This window comes from Peribacillus suis (genome assembly GCF_059384845.1).
In genome coordinates this window covers 291,296-307,111 of the sequence record NZ_CM182019.1, presented here as the reverse complement: position 1 = coordinate 307,111, position 15,816 = coordinate 291,296, and the positions used below count along the sequence as shown (strand labels likewise).

The 15,816-nt window shown below is 42.1% G+C and carries 17 protein-coding genes, 11 tRNA genes and 1 rRNA gene; 2 read left to right on the top strand and 27 right to left on the bottom strand.

What is annotated here, in order from left to right:
* Positions 1–90: 90 nt before the first annotated feature.
* The 13 genes from AC503W_RS01605 to AC503W_RS01545 form a co-directional block, all read right to left on the bottom strand.
* Positions 91–1,641: ribosomal RNA gene (locus tag AC503W_RS01605) — 16S ribosomal RNA — on the bottom strand.
* A gap of 103 nt (positions 1,642–1,744) precedes the next feature.
* Positions 1,745–1,818: transfer RNA gene (locus tag AC503W_RS01600), tRNA-Gly, on the bottom strand.
* 32 nt (positions 1,819–1,850) lie between these two features.
* Positions 1,851–1,927 (bottom strand) — tRNA-Pro (locus AC503W_RS01595).
* A 7-nt stretch (positions 1,928–1,934) separates the two neighbouring features.
* Positions 1,935–2,011, bottom strand: a tRNA-Arg gene (locus AC503W_RS01590).
* A gap of 18 nt (positions 2,012–2,029) precedes the next feature.
* Positions 2,030–2,115 (bottom strand) — tRNA-Leu (locus AC503W_RS01585).
* A gap of 55 nt (positions 2,116–2,170) precedes the next feature.
* Positions 2,171–2,252, bottom strand: a tRNA-Leu gene (locus tag AC503W_RS01580).
* Between the two features lie 15 nt (positions 2,253–2,267).
* Positions 2,268–2,343, bottom strand: a tRNA-Lys gene (locus AC503W_RS01575).
* A 10-nt stretch (positions 2,344–2,353) separates the two neighbouring features.
* Positions 2,354–2,428 (bottom strand) — tRNA-Gln (locus AC503W_RS01570).
* Positions 2,429–2,509: 81 nt separating this feature from the next.
* Positions 2,510–2,585 (bottom strand) — tRNA-Asp (locus tag AC503W_RS01565).
* 24 nt (positions 2,586–2,609) lie between these two features.
* Positions 2,610–2,681 (bottom strand) — tRNA-Glu (locus AC503W_RS01560).
* Positions 2,682–2,697: 16 nt separating this feature from the next.
* Positions 2,698–2,788 (bottom strand) — tRNA-Ser (locus tag AC503W_RS01555).
* 7 nt (positions 2,789–2,795) lie between these two features.
* Positions 2,796–2,870: transfer RNA gene (locus AC503W_RS01550), tRNA-Asn, on the bottom strand.
* Between the two features lie 131 nt (positions 2,871–3,001).
* A complete protein-coding gene (locus AC503W_RS01545; protein WP_402875966.1) occupies positions 3,002–3,481 on the bottom strand; it encodes a SprT family protein in 480 nt (159 codons plus the stop codon).
* An 85-nt stretch (positions 3,482–3,566) separates the two neighbouring features.
* On the opposite strand from AC503W_RS01545, the gene cmpA reads away from it, so the two are divergent.
* The gene (cmpA, locus tag AC503W_RS01540; RefSeq protein WP_402875969.1) at positions 3,567–3,686 is read left to right on the top strand and encodes a cortex morphogenetic protein CmpA; all 120 of its coding nucleotides are present in this window, start codon (positions 3,567–3,569) and stop codon (positions 3,684–3,686) included.
* A gap of 75 nt (positions 3,687–3,761) precedes the next feature.
* Here the strand turns inward: cmpA and AC503W_RS01535 are convergent, their stop codons facing one another.
* The 14 genes from AC503W_RS01535 to acpS all read right to left on the bottom strand — a co-directional run bounded on the left by AC503W_RS01535 (position 3,762) and on the right by acpS (position 15,102).
* A complete protein-coding gene (locus AC503W_RS01535) occupies positions 3,762–5,939 on the bottom strand; it encodes a Tex family protein (protein WP_494917243.1) in 2,178 nt (725 codons plus the stop codon).
* Positions 5,940–6,039: 100 nt separating this feature from the next.
* Entirely contained in the window at positions 6,040–6,585 is a 546-nt protein-coding gene (locus tag AC503W_RS01530) for a PP2C family serine/threonine-protein phosphatase (protein WP_402959825.1), read from the bottom strand.
* Between the two features lie 62 nt (positions 6,586–6,647).
* Positions 6,648–7,436, bottom strand: a complete 789-nt coding sequence (sigB, locus tag AC503W_RS01525) for an RNA polymerase sigma factor SigB (RefSeq protein ID WP_402875971.1) — start codon at positions 7,434–7,436, stop codon at positions 6,648–6,650.
* The gene (rsbW, locus tag AC503W_RS01520) at positions 7,414–7,887 is read right to left on the bottom strand and encodes an anti-sigma B factor RsbW (RefSeq protein WP_402875973.1); all 474 of its coding nucleotides are present in this window, start codon (positions 7,885–7,887) and stop codon (positions 7,414–7,416) included. The genes sigB and rsbW overlap by 23 nt, the downstream gene beginning before the upstream one ends.
* A complete protein-coding gene (locus AC503W_RS01515; protein WP_402875975.1) occupies positions 7,884–8,216 on the bottom strand; it encodes an anti-sigma factor antagonist in 333 nt (110 codons plus the stop codon). Before AC503W_RS01515 ends, rsbW begins: the two co-directional genes overlap by 4 nt.
* Before the next feature lie 62 nt (positions 8,217–8,278).
* A complete protein-coding gene (locus AC503W_RS01510; RefSeq protein ID WP_494915771.1) occupies positions 8,279–9,289 on the bottom strand; it encodes a PP2C family protein-serine/threonine phosphatase in 1,011 nt (336 codons plus the stop codon).
* A gap of 8 nt (positions 9,290–9,297) precedes the next feature.
* A complete protein-coding gene (locus tag AC503W_RS01505; protein ID WP_402875978.1) occupies positions 9,298–9,699 on the bottom strand; it encodes an anti-sigma regulatory factor in 402 nt (133 codons plus the stop codon).
* A gap of 3 nt (positions 9,700–9,702) precedes the next feature.
* The gene (locus AC503W_RS01500; RefSeq protein ID WP_402875980.1) at positions 9,703–10,059 is read right to left on the bottom strand and encodes an STAS domain-containing protein; all 357 of its coding nucleotides are present in this window, start codon (positions 10,057–10,059) and stop codon (positions 9,703–9,705) included.
* Positions 10,056–10,889, bottom strand: a complete 834-nt coding sequence (locus tag AC503W_RS01495) for an STAS domain-containing protein (protein WP_494915770.1) — start codon at positions 10,887–10,889, stop codon at positions 10,056–10,058. Before AC503W_RS01495 ends, AC503W_RS01500 begins: the two co-directional genes overlap by 4 nt.
* Before the next feature lie 413 nt (positions 10,890–11,302).
* Positions 11,303–11,653: a type II toxin-antitoxin system PemK/MazF family toxin gene (locus AC503W_RS01490; protein WP_402876030.1), complete on the bottom strand. Its 351-nt coding sequence runs from the start codon at positions 11,651–11,653 to the stop codon at positions 11,303–11,305.
* 7 nt (positions 11,654–11,660) lie between these two features.
* Positions 11,661–11,942, bottom strand: a complete 282-nt coding sequence (locus tag AC503W_RS01485; protein WP_034306380.1) for a CopG family ribbon-helix-helix protein — start codon at positions 11,940–11,942, stop codon at positions 11,661–11,663.
* A 162-nt stretch (positions 11,943–12,104) separates the two neighbouring features.
* Complete coding sequence (gene alr / locus AC503W_RS01480) at positions 12,105–13,262, bottom strand: alanine racemase (protein WP_427689134.1); 1,158 nt, start codon at positions 13,260–13,262, stop codon at positions 12,105–12,107.
* A 245-nt stretch (positions 13,263–13,507) separates the two neighbouring features.
* Positions 13,508–14,512: a LolA family protein gene (locus AC503W_RS01475; protein ID WP_402875986.1), complete on the bottom strand. Its 1,005-nt coding sequence runs from the start codon at positions 14,510–14,512 to the stop codon at positions 13,508–13,510.
* Between the two features lie 236 nt (positions 14,513–14,748).
* The gene (gene acpS / locus AC503W_RS01470; protein WP_494915766.1) at positions 14,749–15,102 is read right to left on the bottom strand and encodes a holo-ACP synthase; all 354 of its coding nucleotides are present in this window, start codon (positions 15,100–15,102) and stop codon (positions 14,749–14,751) included.
* A gap of 105 nt (positions 15,103–15,207) precedes the next feature.
* On the opposite strand from acpS, the gene AC503W_RS01465 reads away from it, so the two are divergent.
* Positions 15,208–15,798: a rhomboid family intramembrane serine protease gene (locus AC503W_RS01465; RefSeq protein ID WP_402875990.1), complete on the top strand. Its 591-nt coding sequence runs from the start codon at positions 15,208–15,210 to the stop codon at positions 15,796–15,798.
* Positions 15,799–15,816: the final 18 nt, after the last annotated feature.

Below are 15,816 nucleotides of genomic sequence, written 5' to 3'. Positions count from 1 at the left end.
TCGTCATCACGATGTGATGAGTCCTTCGTAGTTGAATGAATTACTCATTCAAAACTGAACAAAACAAAAGCGCTCTCGTATTATCCTTAGAAAGGAGGTGATCCAGCCGCACCTTCCGATACGGCTACCTTGTTACGACTTCACCCCAATCATCTGTCCCACCTTAGGCGGCTGGCTCCATAAAGGTTACCTCACCGACTTCGGGTGTTACAAACTCTCGTGGTGTGACGGGCGGTGTGTACAAGGCCCGGGAACGTATTCACCGCGGCATGCTGATCCGCGATTACTAGCGATTCCGGCTTCATGCAGGCGAGTTGCAGCCTACAATCCGAACTGAGAATGGCTTTATGGGATTCGCTTACCTTCGCAGGTTTGCAGCCCTTTGTACCATCCATTGTAGCACGTGTGTAGCCCAGGTCATAAGGGGCATGATGATTTGACGTCATCCCCACCTTCCTCCGGTTTGTCACCGGCAGTCACCTTAGAGTGCCCAACTGAATGCTGGCAACTAAGATCAAGGGTTGCGCTCGTTGCGGGACTTAACCCAACATCTCACGACACGAGCTGACGACAACCATGCACCACCTGTCACTCTGTCCCCCGAAGGGGAACGTCCTATCTCTAGGAGTGTCAGAGGATGTCAAGACCTGGTAAGGTTCTTCGCGTTGCTTCGAATTAAACCACATGCTCCACCGCTTGTGCGGGCCCCCGTCAATTCCTTTGAGTTTCAACCTTGCGGTCGTACTCCCCAGGCGGAGTGCTTAATGCGTTAGCTGCAGCACTAAAGGGCGGAAACCCTCTAACACTTAGCACTCATCGTTTACGGCGTGGACTACCAGGGTATCTAATCCTGTTTGCTCCCCACGCTTTCGCGCCTCAGTGTCAGTTACAGACCAGAAAGTCGCCTTCGCCACTGGTGTTCCTCCAAATCTCTACGCATTTCACCGCTACACTTGGAATTCCACTTTCCTCTTCTGCACTCAAGTTCCCCAGTTTCCAATGACCCTCCACGGTTGAGCCGTGGGCTTTCACATCAGACTTAAAGAACCACCTGCGCGCGCTTTACGCCCAATAATTCCGGACAACGCTTGCCACCTACGTATTACCGCGGCTGCTGGCACGTAGTTAGCCGTGGCTTTCTGGTTAGGTACCGTCAAGGTACCAGCAGTTACTCTGGTACTTGTTCTTCCCTAACAACAGAACTTTACGACCCGAAGGCCTTCTTCGTTCACGCGGCGTTGCTCCGTCAGACTTTCGTCCATTGCGGAAGATTCCCTACTGCTGCCTCCCGTAGGAGTCTGGGCCGTGTCTCAGTCCCAGTGTGGCCGATCACCCTCTCAGGTCGGCTACGCATCGTCGCCTTGGTGAGCCATTACCTCACCAACTAGCTAATGCGCCGCGGGCCCATCTATAAGTGACAGCCGAAACCGTCTTTCCATCTTCTCTCATGCGAGAAAAGAACATATCCGGTATTAGCTCCGGTTTCCCGAAGTTATCCCAGTCTTATAGGCAGGTTGCCCACGTGTTACTCACCCGTCCGCCGCTAATCTCAGGGAGCAAGCTCCCATCGATTCGCTCGACTTGCATGTATTAGGCACGCCGCCAGCGTTCGTCCTGAGCCAGGATCAAACTCTCCGAAGAAATGTTTGACTTGCTCATTTTGCTTTTTTATAGTGTGTGCTCACTCAAAATTTACGTTGGCGCTTTGTTTTGTTCAGTTTTCAAAGAGCAATAATGGTAATAATGGAGCGGGTGAAGAGAATCGAACTCTCATCATCAGCTTGGAAGGCTGAGGTTTTACCACTAAACTACACCCGCATTATATAATTATGAATGATTCCGAGAAATAATGGTCGGGAAGACAGGATTCGAACCTGCGACCCCTTGGTCCCAAACCAAGTGCTCTACCAAGCTGAGCTACTTCCCGTAAAATATGGTGCGCCCGGCGGGAGTCGAACCTACAACCTTCTGATTCGTAGTCAGATGCTCTATCCAATTGAGCTACGGGCGCTAATTTCTATGATGTTATTGGTGCGGCCGAGAGGAGTCGAACCTCCACGGGGTTTCCCCCACTAGGCCCTCAACCTAGCGCGTCTGCCATTCCGCCACGACCGCGAAAGCGACTTCGTAAGTTTAACACCTTTTCAACTTGTTGTCAAGTAGAAAGTTATGCGGGTGAAGGGACTTGAACCCCCACGCCTTGCGGCGCCAGATCCTAAGTCTGGTGCGTCTGCCAATTCCGCCACACCCGCGTAATAAAATGAAAATGGTGAGCCATGAAGGATTCGAACCTTCGACCCTCTGATTAAAAGTCAGATGCTCTACCAACTGAGCTAATGGCTCTAAATGAAAATGGCTGGGCTAGAAGGGATCGAACCTTCGCATGACGGAATCAAAATCCGTTGCCTTACCGCTTGGCTATAGCCCATCAATCAAACTCATTAACAGCTAGGTTAATATTATATCACTATAACATCACTTTAGCAAGAGTTTATTTTTAAAAAAATAATGGCGGTCCCGACGGGAATCGAACCCGCGATCTCCTGCGTGACAGGCAGGCATGTTAACCGCTACACCACGGGACCAGCAAATAATGTTACGAAAAAAAGTGACCCATACGGGATTCGAACCCGTGTTACCGCCGTGAAAGGGCGGTGTCTTAACCGCTTGACCAATGGGCCTTAATTAAAATGTTTCTGGCGGAGAAGGAGGGATTTGAACCCTCGCGCCGCTCGCGCGACCTACACCCTTAGCAGGGGCGCCTCTTCAGCCTCTTGAGTACTTCCCCAAAAAAATGGCTCCGCAGGTAGGACTCGAACCTACGACCGTTCGGTTAACAGCCGAATGCTCTACCACTGAGCTACTGCGGAATAGTGAAAGTTGGTTCCCTTTTTATGCTCAAGGACCTTAGTGGTTGTCGTGAAGAACAAGTTGTTATCTTGTCGACTCTTATGATTATAAAGAGGTTCAGAGTTAAAGTCAAGACATCTTTTTCTTTTTTTTATTTTTTTATTTCTTTTTCTTTAATCCCTTGGTAAATCAACGTTCCTCGGCACTTTCCACAGACAAATCTCGAAGTATCAATTCTTTTTTTTCTTAAATATACCTGCTGACATTGTGCACATATATATTGAATTGTATTCCTTTTCCTCTTAACTTGATTCGAAGGCAAAGGCGAACAGAATCTTGGGGCTCCCGTTTTTTTCAGTAAATGCTTAAAGTCTGCATCCCGGTGCTGGTACCCTTTCTTCTCAAGATGGAGATGATAGTGACATAATTCATGTTTGATGATCCCAATCAATTCTTCCAAACCACGTTCCTCGAAATATTTCTTGTTTATTTCTATATTATGAGTACCAAGCAAGTACCTTCCACCTGTTGTGCGAAGTCGTGGGTTAAAGCTAGCTTGATGCTTAAACTTCCTTTGAAAGTGATTCATCGAAATTTCCTCAACCAATTTTTGCAATTGTTGATTATCCATCTCCCACACTCCTTCCATGGTAACAAGACAACCTATTATAACATAGACTAATAAAACAACAGGAATCTTTGGGGAGGTTAGTGTTATGCCGAAATGGTTTCAAAACCAAATTAGAAGAGCTTTCTATGATAAGGATTATTATCAAGTGAAAATGTTGAATCAATGCTGGTTTTTTTATCAAAAAAAAGAAACGCTACATTTATGATCATGATTCTACTTACGTAGTGTTCGCTCTCCTATAAAAAAACCCCTTCTAAAAAAGAAGGAGTCTTTTCATTCATTAATTTTGGTCCTTAGGTTGTAACATGGTCAGCGACACTCTCTGTTTTTGAGCATCAACTTGTTCCACCCAAACGGTTACTACGTCTCCGACAGCCACAACGTCCATCGGATTCTTTATAAAACGGTTACTAAGTTTGGATATATGCACGAGGCCATCTTGTTTGACGCCAATGTCCACAAATGCACCGAAGTCTACAACATTTCTCACCGTACCTTGTAGTTCCATGCCGGTCTTTAAATCTTCCATTTTCAAAACGTCCTTTTTAAGCAAGGGTTTTGAAAGCTCGTCTCTCGGATCTCTTCCTGGTTTGACCAAATCATCGATGATGTCTTTAATCGTTATTTCCCCGATATCCAACTCATCAGCCAATTCTTTCGGATTTAAGCTGACTAATTGTTTATTCAACTCATCACTACCAAGGTCATCAGAAGTGAAACCGATTTTCTTTAGCATTTTATTCACAGCTCCATAGTTCTCCGGATGGATGGCTGTTTGATCGAGCGGTTCCTTGCCATTTAAAATGCGTAAGAAGCCTATGCATTGCTCATATGTTTTTGCGCCTAGTCGAGGAATCTTTTTTAATTCCTTCCTACTTGAGAACTTTCCTTCTTCTTCTCTCTTTTTGACGATATTTTGTGCAACAGATTTTGATAACCCCGCTACATATTGTAATAGGGATGGAGAAGCGGTATTGACGTTCACCCCTACTTGGTTAACGGCAGTTTCAACCACGAAGGTAAGAGATTCAGATAGTTTTTTTTGGGAAACATCATGTTGGTACTGCCCTACCCCTACAGATTTAGGATCTATTTTAACAAGTTCAGCAAGTGGATCTTGTAACCTCCTACCAATCGATACAGCACTTCTCTGCTCGACTTGAAGGTCCGGAAACTCCTCACGGGCAATATCTGAAGCTGAATACACGCTCGCTCCCGCTTCATTGACAATGATGTAGGATATGTTCCCTTTCATTTCCTTTAGAATATCAGCAATGAACTGCTCAGACTCCCTAGAAGCGGTCCCGTTTCCAATGGCAACAATCTCTACATTGAAGCGCTGAAGGATTTCTATCGTTTTCGTGCGGGCTGCTTCTTTCTTACCTACAGGAGGATGTGGATAGATTACACTAATGTCCATCACCTTTCCTGTCTCATCAATAACAGCCAATTTACAGCCCGTTCGATACGCAGGATCGAGAGCTAGCACCACTTTCCCTTTAAGCGGAGGTTGTAAAAGCAAATTCCGGAGGTTTTCCGAAAAGATATGAATGGCTTGGTCTTCCGCTTTTTCGGTTAGTTCTTTTCGGATTTCCCTCTCTATAGAAGGTAAAATCAATCGTTTGAAGCCGTCTTCTATGGCGGCTTTAAGCAATTCAGCAACTTCGGACTGATTATTTTTAATCACTTTCCGTTCTAAGTAACTGATGATGATATCCGTTCGCGGTTGTATTGATATTCGTAAAATGTCTTCCTTTTCACCTCTATTAAGGGCTAAAACCCGATGCGGAACGATTTTATGAATGGGCTCCTCATATTCATAGTACATCTCGAAAATCGCTTTCTCATCCTTTTCAGCATTTTTCACGGTCGAGGTCAACTTGCCTGCCTTAAAAATCTCATCCCTGATCCATTTTCTTAATTCAGCATCATCAGAAAGTAATTCTGCAATAATATCCTGAGCACCTGCTATTGCTTCTTCTATAGAAGAGACTTCTTTTTCTTCTGATAAAAATCCCTCTGCTTTATCACGGACCGAAGCATAAACCTTACATTCAAGTAACCATAATGCCAGAGGTTCCAGACCTTTTTCCTTAGCAACCGTAGCTTTAGTCCTTCTTTTTTGTTTATAAGGTCTATAAAGATCTTCGACTTCCTGTAGCTTTCCTGCCTTATCGATCTGTAAAGCCAATTCGTCTGTCATCTTACCCTGTTCACTGATGGATCGGATGACTTCCACTTTTCTCTGACCAAGGTTTTCTAGGTAATTCCATCTCTCCATAATAGAACGGATCTGTACCTCGTCTAGTGAACCCGTCATTTCTTTACGATAACGAGCTATAAAAGGCACGGTATTACCATCCTGTAGCATCTGTATGACATTCTGTACTTGATTGGTCTTTAAGGTTAGCTCATTGGATATTTGCTTAATCAATACGTTCAAAGAATCTTCTACCATTACCAATTCATAAAACCTCCACCCTTTTTGTTCTTCTATGTATAGTCTAGCAAATGAACGATCATTGTGCGAATTCGCATACAAAAAAGCCCACTTCCGTTTATGGCGAAAGTAAGCTTCCTAAAATAAGAGTTGTATCATCCGCTGTTTGTGGACAGCTTTCTAAAATACAACGAGCGTTTTTTTCGATAGGAACCTTCCTCTTTAGAAACGATTTAGCTCCTTTGAGTTCCAGTCCATCTGAATGAAAAATAAATTTTGCGTTCTGTTCATATTTAAATCTCTGTGTCCTGTACTTTTGCTTTCTACCTGACAAATACCCGGTAACAGGGAGAGGATATACCAACTTGTCATCCATCGGATTATATAGAAAAAAGCGGATGTTCCCTACTGAACTGTAGACAAACTCCTTCTCTTCATAATAAATCTTCATGATGGCGACGGCCGCCCCCCGTTTAGCAATCAATACCTGATTACATACATCCATAAGTGACTCTACATCTAAATGATGATGCATTTTGACTTGCTCTATAACCGCGTGGGAAGATTCATATGCATGTTCCCCACTACCGAGACCATCAGCCAAAACACAAATAAAGTAATCTTCCTCATGAAGAAAGAAGTAATCATCACCACAAAAAACCATATTGTTTTTAGAGGTTTGAGAGACAAGGACTTCTATATTTTCTTCTCGCAAAATCTCTTTAATCACGGAATTAACTCCGAATTTTCAGCATTAATTGCCTCCTGAAGCTTTTTAATTGCACGACGTTGAAGTCTTGAAACATGCATTTGCGATATCCCAAGCTTGTCGCCCGCTTCTTTTTGGCTTAAGTTCTCTAAATATGTGTATTGAATGATCAACTTTTCGCGGTCACTCAATACATGGAGAACCTTTTCAAGTACTAATCGTTGGTTGACACGCTCGAAACCTTCGTCAACGTTTCCAAATATATCGAGTAACGTAACCGTACCGCCATCAGAATCTGCCTCGATAGAATGGTCAACGGATAAAGCTTGATAACTTTTTCCCATCTCCATTGCTTCCAAGACTTCTTCTTCGGCTACCCCAATATGGTCCGCTATCTCATCAATTCTTGGCGAACGATGCAGCGTGGTCGTTAATTCCTCAACGGTCACTCTAATTTTCGGTCCAAGTTCTTTAATTCTTCTCGGAACATGGACACTCCATGTTTTATCCCGCAAGAATCTTTTAATTTCACCGATTATCGTAGGAACCGCAAAAGCTTCGAAACTTTTACCGAAAGATTCGTCATATCGGCGAATGGCACCTAATAAACCAATCATTCCGACCTGAGAGATATCTTCTTGAAACGATTTCCCCTTCGCGTATTTCCTGGAAATCGTCTCCACTAAACCCTTGTAATGAATGACTAAGTTACTTTGTGCTTCATCATCCTGATTCAACTGATAGGCTCTGATCCATTCATTTACCTTTTCTCTTTGCGCTTGATTAGGTTGAGACTGTTTTTGCATCCATCTCCACCTGCTCTCCTTCTAAAAACTTAGTCATAAAAACCGTAACCCCTTCATGCTGGTGAATTTTCACATCATCCATCAAGGTTTCAATGAGGTAAAGGCCCAAGCCTCCTTCTCTTAAGAATTCGACTTTTTCTCCATGTTCATATGGTCCAAGCCCTTGACGTACCTCTTCGAAATTACAGCTTTCACCACTATCAGAAACCATTACTTCCAAACGATCAGGATAGAGCCCAAAACTTACTTTCACTTCGCCATTTTCTTTATCTTTATACGCATGCTGAACCGCATTCGTACAGGCTTCACTTGTAGCAATTTTCAAATCTTCAATTTCGTCGTACGCAAATCCCATTCGGCTACCTATCCCAGAAAGTGTTAAACGAATGACACCGATGAATTCCGGTTTTGCAGGTATTTTCATTTCGATGTAATCATATACTTGACTCATTCTAACCCACCCTCTGTACCACTTTTAATATCAATAATATCTGCAAGACCTGTAATATCAAATAAACGTCGTAACCTTTCCGATAGTCCTATTAAAGTGAATTCGCCATTATGTGCTCTTACGTTTTTAAAAGCACCAACGAATACGCCCAATCCCGTGCTATCCATATAGGATACTTCCTTTAAATCAATAATAATTGAAACATTCTCTTGCTCTGATAGTGGAAATAATGATTCTCTAAGCTTTGGTGCTGTATAGGCATCAATTTCGCCTTGAAGCTTAACTGTATATTCCGTGTTTAACTCATTAACATCTACTGCTATATTCATCCTTGACCCACCTCTTTACATCCTCATCAATTCTTATTTATATATACCCTTGATTTTCAAAGCTAAACATTCGCTTTGAAAATTATTAATGTAAAATCGTCCCGCAGTTGAAAATTCTGCATTTTCTCCAACTGTTTATAAAGATTATTCACTATTTCCTGCGGCTGTAAGTGCATGTTCTTAGTAATGAATTCTATAAGGGTTTCACGCTCTATGAAACCATCACTCGTACGGCATTCCGTTACCCCATCGGATAAAAGGATAATCATGTCACCCGGTTTTACGAATTTTTCATATTGTTTATATTTCGTTTTTTTATCCACGCCCAGCAGTAAACCTTTTGCATCCAAGTCACTGAAGGTTCCGGCAGACGCATCATAATAAAACCCTGGCTCATGCCCGGCCGATGCAAAAGTGAACCGCTTATCATGAGGGTTATATAAGCCATAAAACATCGTAATGAACATGCTCGGATCCACATTATGTTCAACGACGCGATTTAAACTTTCCAGTACACTCTTCGGTTCATGGCGGTGTTCCGGCAAGCTATCCATCGCGTATTTGATCATCGACATGCATAGGGCCGCAGGAATGCCTTTCCCGATTACATCCGCAATGCCTATTCCAATACACCCAAGTTCATCTTCAACAAAGTGATAGTAATCCCCATTCATCTGTCGGGCTGGTACACTTATTACGCCAACATCCAAGTTCTTGATTTCGGGTATCTTCGTTTCCAAAAGGGTGTGTTGCACCTTTGCCGCAATCTCTATTTCAGATTTCAGCTCCTGCTGTTGGTGCCTTAGACTCTGATGTTCACGGTAAGCAATGCCATACCCCATCATGACTTCTAATAGAAAATCGAATGAATCCACCACTTTGGTTGGCAGATCCGGATACAATGCCATTAGATTATTTTTATGCATACTGATGATCTCTTCAGGGGATATATTATATTTAATATTTAATCTGCTGATTTTTTGACCCTGATAGAGAGCTTGTTCATTTTGATCTTTTAAATAGGTAGAAAGCGCCTCCTGGTACTTTTTATCCATTTTTTCTCTTATATCCATATTCCCTCCTAACGGAGCCACTTGATGGCGGAAATCTTAGTCCCCTCACCCGGTATCGACTCAATATCGAAATCATCCATTAAGCGTTTCGCTCCAGGCAGGCCTGCCCCCAACCCCCCTGAGGTCGTAAAACCGTCCTCCATTACTCTACGGATATCCTGTATACCTGGTCCGTTATCTTCTGCAATGATTTTCAAGCCCGACTTGCCGTTTACAAGCAATTTTTCCAGACTCACATTTCCTTGTCCTGCATATAAGTATATATTCCGTGCCAATTCGCTTATGGCGGTTGTGATTCTAGCCTGGTCTACCGTGCCAAAGCCCAGTTCTTTAGCGAAGTTCCTTCCAAGCTGCCTTGCAGCTACTATGTCCCACTCATTAATAATTTTTACGCAGGATTGGACCCCCATACACTAATCCCCCAATTCCTGTTGTAATTTTTCCAGGCCCTTCTCTAGATCTAAAGCTGTTAGGACATCTTCGAGACTAATTCCCAATTCTATTAAGGTGATAGCAACTGCCGGCTGGATTCCTGTAATGACAACCTTGGCCCCCATAAGCTTTGACATACTGAAAACATCTCCCAATACCTTTGCGATAAAGGAATCTATAAAATCAATGGAAGTAATATCAATCACCACACCATTGGCACTGGTTTCATGGATCTTATCCAATAAATCTTCTTGAAATTGAAGGGCAGTCATATCATCCAATTCCCATTGGATAGAGACTAGCAAACAGTCATAAAGCTTTAAAATTGGAATCCTCATATGTCTCTCTCCACCTCTACAATTTTTCGGCTCGTTAATTCCAACGCAACCTCTATTCCCTTCTTCAAGGTGTTTTTTGTAATTACCTCATTCAAGTTAATTCCTAGATTTACGATTGTTTGGGCAATTTCCGGCCGGATCCCGCATAATATGCATCTTGCCCCTACCAATCGAACCGCTTCTCCTGCTTGAATAATATGATGAGCTACCATGGTATCGACTACCGGCACACCCGTAATATCGATAAGAACGACTTCGGATCTGTGCTTGACCACTCCCGTCAAAAGATTTTCCATGATCTGCTTTGCACGTTCCGTATCAATTGTACCGACCAAAGGCATAACCGTGATGCCCTCCAATACGGGAATTAAAGGTGCCGAAAGTTCCTGTAAGGCCATTCTCTGCAACGAGACGGTCCTTTCCCAGGTTTGCGAATATATATTGACGATTTCATTACTTATCGGAGTCGACCATTTATTTAAATAATTAACCAGCTCCATTTGATTATCTGGAGATACAATACCTTTATCAACCATACCTTGCATGACGATAATCAAGAATTTTTGAAATCCTTCATTGACGAAAGTAAGGGGCCACCCTAGTTGGACCACTTTCTCGGCAAAATCTGAAAGTTTCAACGTGAACTCCCTGTCCTTACTATCGACATGGGCGATTATCATATCTATAAATTCACTACTCGTTTGTGTGAACATCTTATCGGAGACAACTTTTATCAATCTCACATCTGTATTTTCCTTCATGATGTTCATCCATTCAGTTAGGATGTAGTCTTGGTTTTGTTTAATAAAATTGTAAACCAATTGATTCATAATACCCCTCCATTTTACCACAATTACTATGTTTTACCCTCTGCGTCACATCAATGTTACTGAACTGTAATCTTTTCCAATTTTAGTTTTATTTCTATCCTATATATCGATCCTTATAGTCCTAACACATCATTTTACCCAAGATTCACATCAAGAAACATGAATGGAATGGAATGCCGTTGCAAGCACTTTATACCCCTTATCTAATTGTTATTCGTCAAAATCCTCCCATTTCCTGCTTAATGGTTATTTAGTAACTTTAATCGATAGCTTCACCATCATTTTTTGATAAACTGACCGATACACTCAAAAGTTTGTATGCAAAAAAACGATTCCTTTAGAAAAGGAATCGCCAGTTTTACCTTATAGAATTCGAATTATAATAACGCCCGTAATGACGGGAAACTTTTTCTTTAAAACTCAATCAGACCTAAGCTAATTTGCAGAGCTTCATTGACTTTTTGCATCATAGGATCGTCAAGATGTGTTATTTTATCAGTTAAACGCTGCTTATCAATTGTACGGATCTGTTCCAGTAAAATGACAGAATCACGTTCGAATCCGTACTTTTTCGCATTAATCTCAACATGTGTAGGCAATTTCGCTTTTTGAATTTGAGCTGTAATGGCTGCCACTATCACAGTCGGACTAAAGCGATTACCAATATCATTTTGTAGAATGAGTACCGGACGGGTTCCACCTTGCTCTGACCCTACTACCGGAGAAAGGTCTGCGAAGTACACGTCACCACGCTTTACAACAATCAATGGCTCAGCCTCCGCTAACTAAACGTTCAACGCAATGCCCAGCCTCGAACTCAGCTTGAAAAGCTTCAGAAGCAATCGTCAAATTAATGGCCGCCATTTCGATATAACCGCGTTTCATTGATTCGCGAAATTCTTTCTTTTTACGTTCGCGAAGATACATTTTTGTGGCACGATAAATAAATTCACTGCGATTAACATTTTCTTCACTCGCATACCCATCTAGTTCAGTTAAAAAATTTTGAGGTAATCGAATTAATATCTCTCTTGTTGCGCTGGATTCAGACACAAACATACACCTCCACCATCACTACACACCTTTATTATATATCCTTTTCAATATTACCATTAAAATTCCTATCTGCAAAGAGTATATTCCATTTCTCCATTCTATTATCAGCATAATAATGGATTTCTTATTCACAAACTTTGGATTTTCTTACAATCCCGTCTATCCTAATAGTATATTGCGTACATGGCTAAACATGCCGTTTTTCAGATATAACCGTGGAACTCTCGCTCCTAACATGCATGTTACCTCATAATTGATCGTTTCAAGCTTGGTCGCTATTTCATCCACCGATATTGACTCATTTCCATTCTCGCCAATTAGGGTCACTTCCGTTCCCACCGGGAAAGGACGAGGTAATTTGATCATACACTGATCCATGCAAATCCTGCCTACGATGGGGACCCTTTGTCCTTCTACAATAACTTCCTGCCCTTGAAGCTTACGGATCCAACCATCGGCATACCCGATCGGCAAAGTAGCAATCCATTCATCCTCACTAGCCGTATACGTAGCTCCGTAGCTGACACTATCGCCCTTAGCGAGTTGCTTAACGGCGACGATCTTGGTTTTTAAAGAGATCGCCTGTTTCAACGGAAATGGTAAAAGACCAAGCATTTCTTGGGAGGGGCTTAACCCATACATGGAGATTCCCATTCTGATTGCATTGAAATCGGCTTCAGGGAACCTTAAGGACGCTGCACTATTAGCAGCATGAATGTAAGGAGGTTTCCTAGTCAATACCGATAGCATTTTTTTGAATAATTCAAGTTGCTTTTCATAATAATCCGTATCCAGTTCATCTGCCGTTGCAAAATGAGTGAATACCCCTTGAAAGTTGAAGCATGCTTCCTGTTGAATTGAACTTTCCAATTCCTTGAGCTGTTCTGTCGTACGAACACCAATTCTGCCCATCCCACTATCCACTTTCACATGAACGTCCAGAACCTGCCCTGCCTTGAGTATATGACTTGCCTTTATTAACCAATCACGATCAAACACAGTCAACGATATGCCATGTCCGGCAGCTATCCCAGCACTTTCGGGTCTCGAAGCACCTAGAACTAAAATGGGAGCGGTTATTCCCTTTTCTCTTAATGCTAGTGCCTCATCAAGAAATGCGACACATAAAAAGTCGGCACCTGCTTGCAATGCAGTTTGAGCCACTTCGTAATCTCCATGACCATATGCATTCGCTTTGACCACAGCAAACAGACTAACACTGGACGGTAGTCTGTTCTTCATGGTTGAAATATTTTCATACACACTATCTAAGTTCACTTCTGCCCAAGTATCACGATGAAACCCTTGTGTTTCCAAAACCCGTTCCTTCTTTCTGACATCACCAATAACGATTTCTTCTCATTATAGAAGTTTGTTTTTTATTATAGCCCATTCTATTACTAACGGATAGAAAGATAAAGTGCTTTTTTTACCAAAATTTTATATACCGACTAAACGACCGATTACTTCAGTAAAAATATATTCTTCTATTCAATGGCAAGCCAAGGCCCTCCCAGCCCAATGTAATTGTGGGAAAGCCTAGCTTGATTGAATTCTTCGCCTTACTTAACAGAATCTCCACCAACAGAACGGGCTATTTCTATCATCTTTTCCTGTGTTAAGTCCTTCGAAGCTAACATGTAATCCACACCTTCAAAGGTCCAGGCTACTGTATTTCCCGTCATCGCCCCCACTGTAAAACCTAAGTCGACAGGCTCTCCATTGACATTGGTAGAAACAGAGGTTTGGACTACTTTTGCTTTTTCTTGCACTAATGTAAAACTAGTTGACCCTTCATAGGTCAGGATGACACGATCTCCCCCATCAGCTGCGATTTTCTTTTCTTCTGTTAGATTCATATCATCAAGATTGGATGGATATTTAACGGAAAATCCTTCATCCTTCACTTCTGCCATGACAGGAGCTTCAAGTTGGGCACTTGTCATGTTCTTTTTCATATCGAATGCATCCTTGTCGAATGTCGTATCAAATTTCACTTTAGAGAATTCCACCAGGACTAATGCTGTTTTATCCGGATCCATGACCTTAACACTTACCGGGGATAGGTCCTTTTTATTGAGTGTGATTTCTTGAAAAGGAAGCATCTTATTGTTTTGGTAGCGTGTTTTGGTCTCGAAAACATAATGCTTATCCGTTTCTTTATATGTTGCGCTTTTATCTTCCGTGATATCTTTCACCAATGATTCATACAAATAGGCCTGGCTACTGTTTTCCGGCCATTCACTTTGAAACTTGAAGCTTTTGTTCAAAGCGGGCGTCAGTACATACACACCATCATCGTTTTTCAAAATCATTTGACTCTGGTCCTTCTCTTCATTTTTTAGATTCACTCGGTAAAACGCAGGATTTTTATGCCAAATTTCCACAGTGTACACTTGAGGCTCCGTCCCCATCTTCAGCGTCATTTTCGCGTTTGCCTTATACCCCTTCATTTCCCCAATCTTTTCATTTAAATCGCTCACTACATCACCCTGTGATTTTTGGCCGCAAGCAGAAAGAGCAAGCAAGAGCATGATCCCTGCAAAAAGCATTACCATCTTCTTCATCTTTTCAACCCCTTTTTGTCATTTGAACGTAAAAGGGAGAGGAAAAGGCAGGATCCGGACATTGGCTCGACTGATGACTTGCATCCCAAGATTTTAGACACGACTTTTCCCGTCCTGCCAAAACCTTTTTGAGAGCACCTACTCTGCCATGTACCTTTTACCGGGCCTTGTCTCCCTATAGCACTAAATGTATATGAGACAACCTTGAGGTTTATGACCCGATAAGACAAACTCAATCAGTCCCCTTCAACTACGACTTGGGCAATCGCATAGTCACGGCTATGACTGATTGAAAGATGGACACCTTCAGAAAATGGCTTGATAATCATGGGCTTTCCATTTCCATCTGAAACAATTTCTATATCCAAGAAAGATAGATGCCTCCCAATTCCAGTCCCCACTGCTTTTGAAAAGGCTTCCTTGGCAGCAAAACGGCCAGCAAAATACTCAATCTTCCTTCTGCCTTGCAACTTATCAAACAGTAAAATTTCTGAATCGGTTAATATGCGATTTTTGAAGCGAGGCTGCCGACTAAGCAGCAATTCAATCCTATCCAACTCCGTTATATCCACACCAATTCCTTTAATCACTTCAACACCTCTTCTACTAAGTTACTATCTTGCATATTATCAGAGGACGATACCTCCTAAAAAATGATATTATATGTATAGAAATCCAATAATAAGGAGAATTCCATGTTTACAAGAACAGAAAGTTTTCGCGAATACGTGTCTTCTTATCGCGCCGTAACCGGCCTCATGTTCATGATGATGATCGTGTTTGTTTTCAACCTATTCCCTTTGTTTCCTGGTAATGTTCTTTTTTATTATGGTACAGGCGTGAACCTGTACATTGCCGAGGGCCAATGGTGGCGTTTGATTACACCTATTTTTCTGCATGGGACGTTTACACATTTACTTTTTAATGGGTTTTCTCTTGCCATCTTCGGTCCAGCCCTCGAAAAATACCTTGGCTTTGTTAAATTCGCCATCTTTTTTTTAATGACCGGTATCCTAGCCAATATCGCCACTTACTTGTTACTGCCACTCACATATACACACGTAGGTGCAAGCGGCGCAATTTTTGGCATACTAGGCTTCTACCTCTATCTTGTCCTCTTTCATAAAAGCAACTTTTCCACCAATGAAAGAAATACGGTTTATACGTTAACAGGCATTGCAGTAATTATGACATTTATTCAGCCACAAATAAACATTGTCGGTCATTTAGCGGGACTGGCTGCCGGTTTTTTGACAGCGCCCCTTTTCTGGAGAAAAAAATGGTAAACCGAACAGCCGACTCTA

Coding starts and splice junctions, on each gene's coding strand:
- sigB (WP_402875971.1), bottom strand. CDS start 7,436: ATGCAAAAACAGTCTCAACCTAATCAAGCGCAAAGAGAAAAGGTAAAT.
- AC503W_RS01530 (WP_402959825.1), bottom strand. CDS start 6,585: ATGGTTTTTTGTGGTGATGATTACTTCTTTCTTCATGAGGAAGATTAC.
- AC503W_RS01505 (WP_402875978.1), bottom strand. CDS start 9,699: ATGGGGGTCCAATCCTGCGTAAAAATTATTAATGAGTGGGACATAGTA.
- AC503W_RS01515 (WP_402875975.1), bottom strand. CDS start 8,216: ATGAATATAGCAGTAGATGTTAATGAGTTAAACACGGAATATACAGTT.
- AC503W_RS01500 (WP_402875980.1), bottom strand. CDS start 10,059: ATGAGGATTCCAATTTTAAAGCTTTATGACTGTTTGCTAGTCTCTATC.
- AC503W_RS01475 (WP_402875986.1), bottom strand. CDS start 14,512: ATGAAGAAGATGGTAATGCTTTTTGCAGGGATCATGCTCTTGCTTGCT.
- AC503W_RS01545 (WP_402875966.1), bottom strand. CDS start 3,481: ATGGATAATCAACAATTGCAAAAATTGGTTGAGGAAATTTCGATGAAT.
- rsbW (WP_402875973.1), bottom strand. CDS start 7,887: ATGAGTCAAGTATATGATTACATCGAAATGAAAATACCTGCAAAACCG.
- AC503W_RS01510 (WP_494915771.1), bottom strand. CDS start 9,289: ATGGATATAAGAGAAAAAATGGATAAAAAGTACCAGGAGGCGCTTTCT.
- AC503W_RS01465 (WP_402875990.1), top strand. CDS start 15,208: ATGTTTACAAGAACAGAAAGTTTTCGCGAATACGTGTCTTCTTATCGC.
- AC503W_RS01535 (WP_494917243.1), bottom strand. CDS start 5,939: ATGGTAGAAGATTCTTTGAACGTATTGATTAAGCAAATATCCAATGAG.
- AC503W_RS01495 (WP_494915770.1), bottom strand. CDS start 10,889: ATGAATCAATTGGTTTACAATTTTATTAAACAAAACCAAGACTACATC.
- cmpA (WP_402875969.1), top strand. CDS start 3,567: ATGCCGAAATGGTTTCAAAACCAAATTAGAAGAGCTTTCTATGATAAG.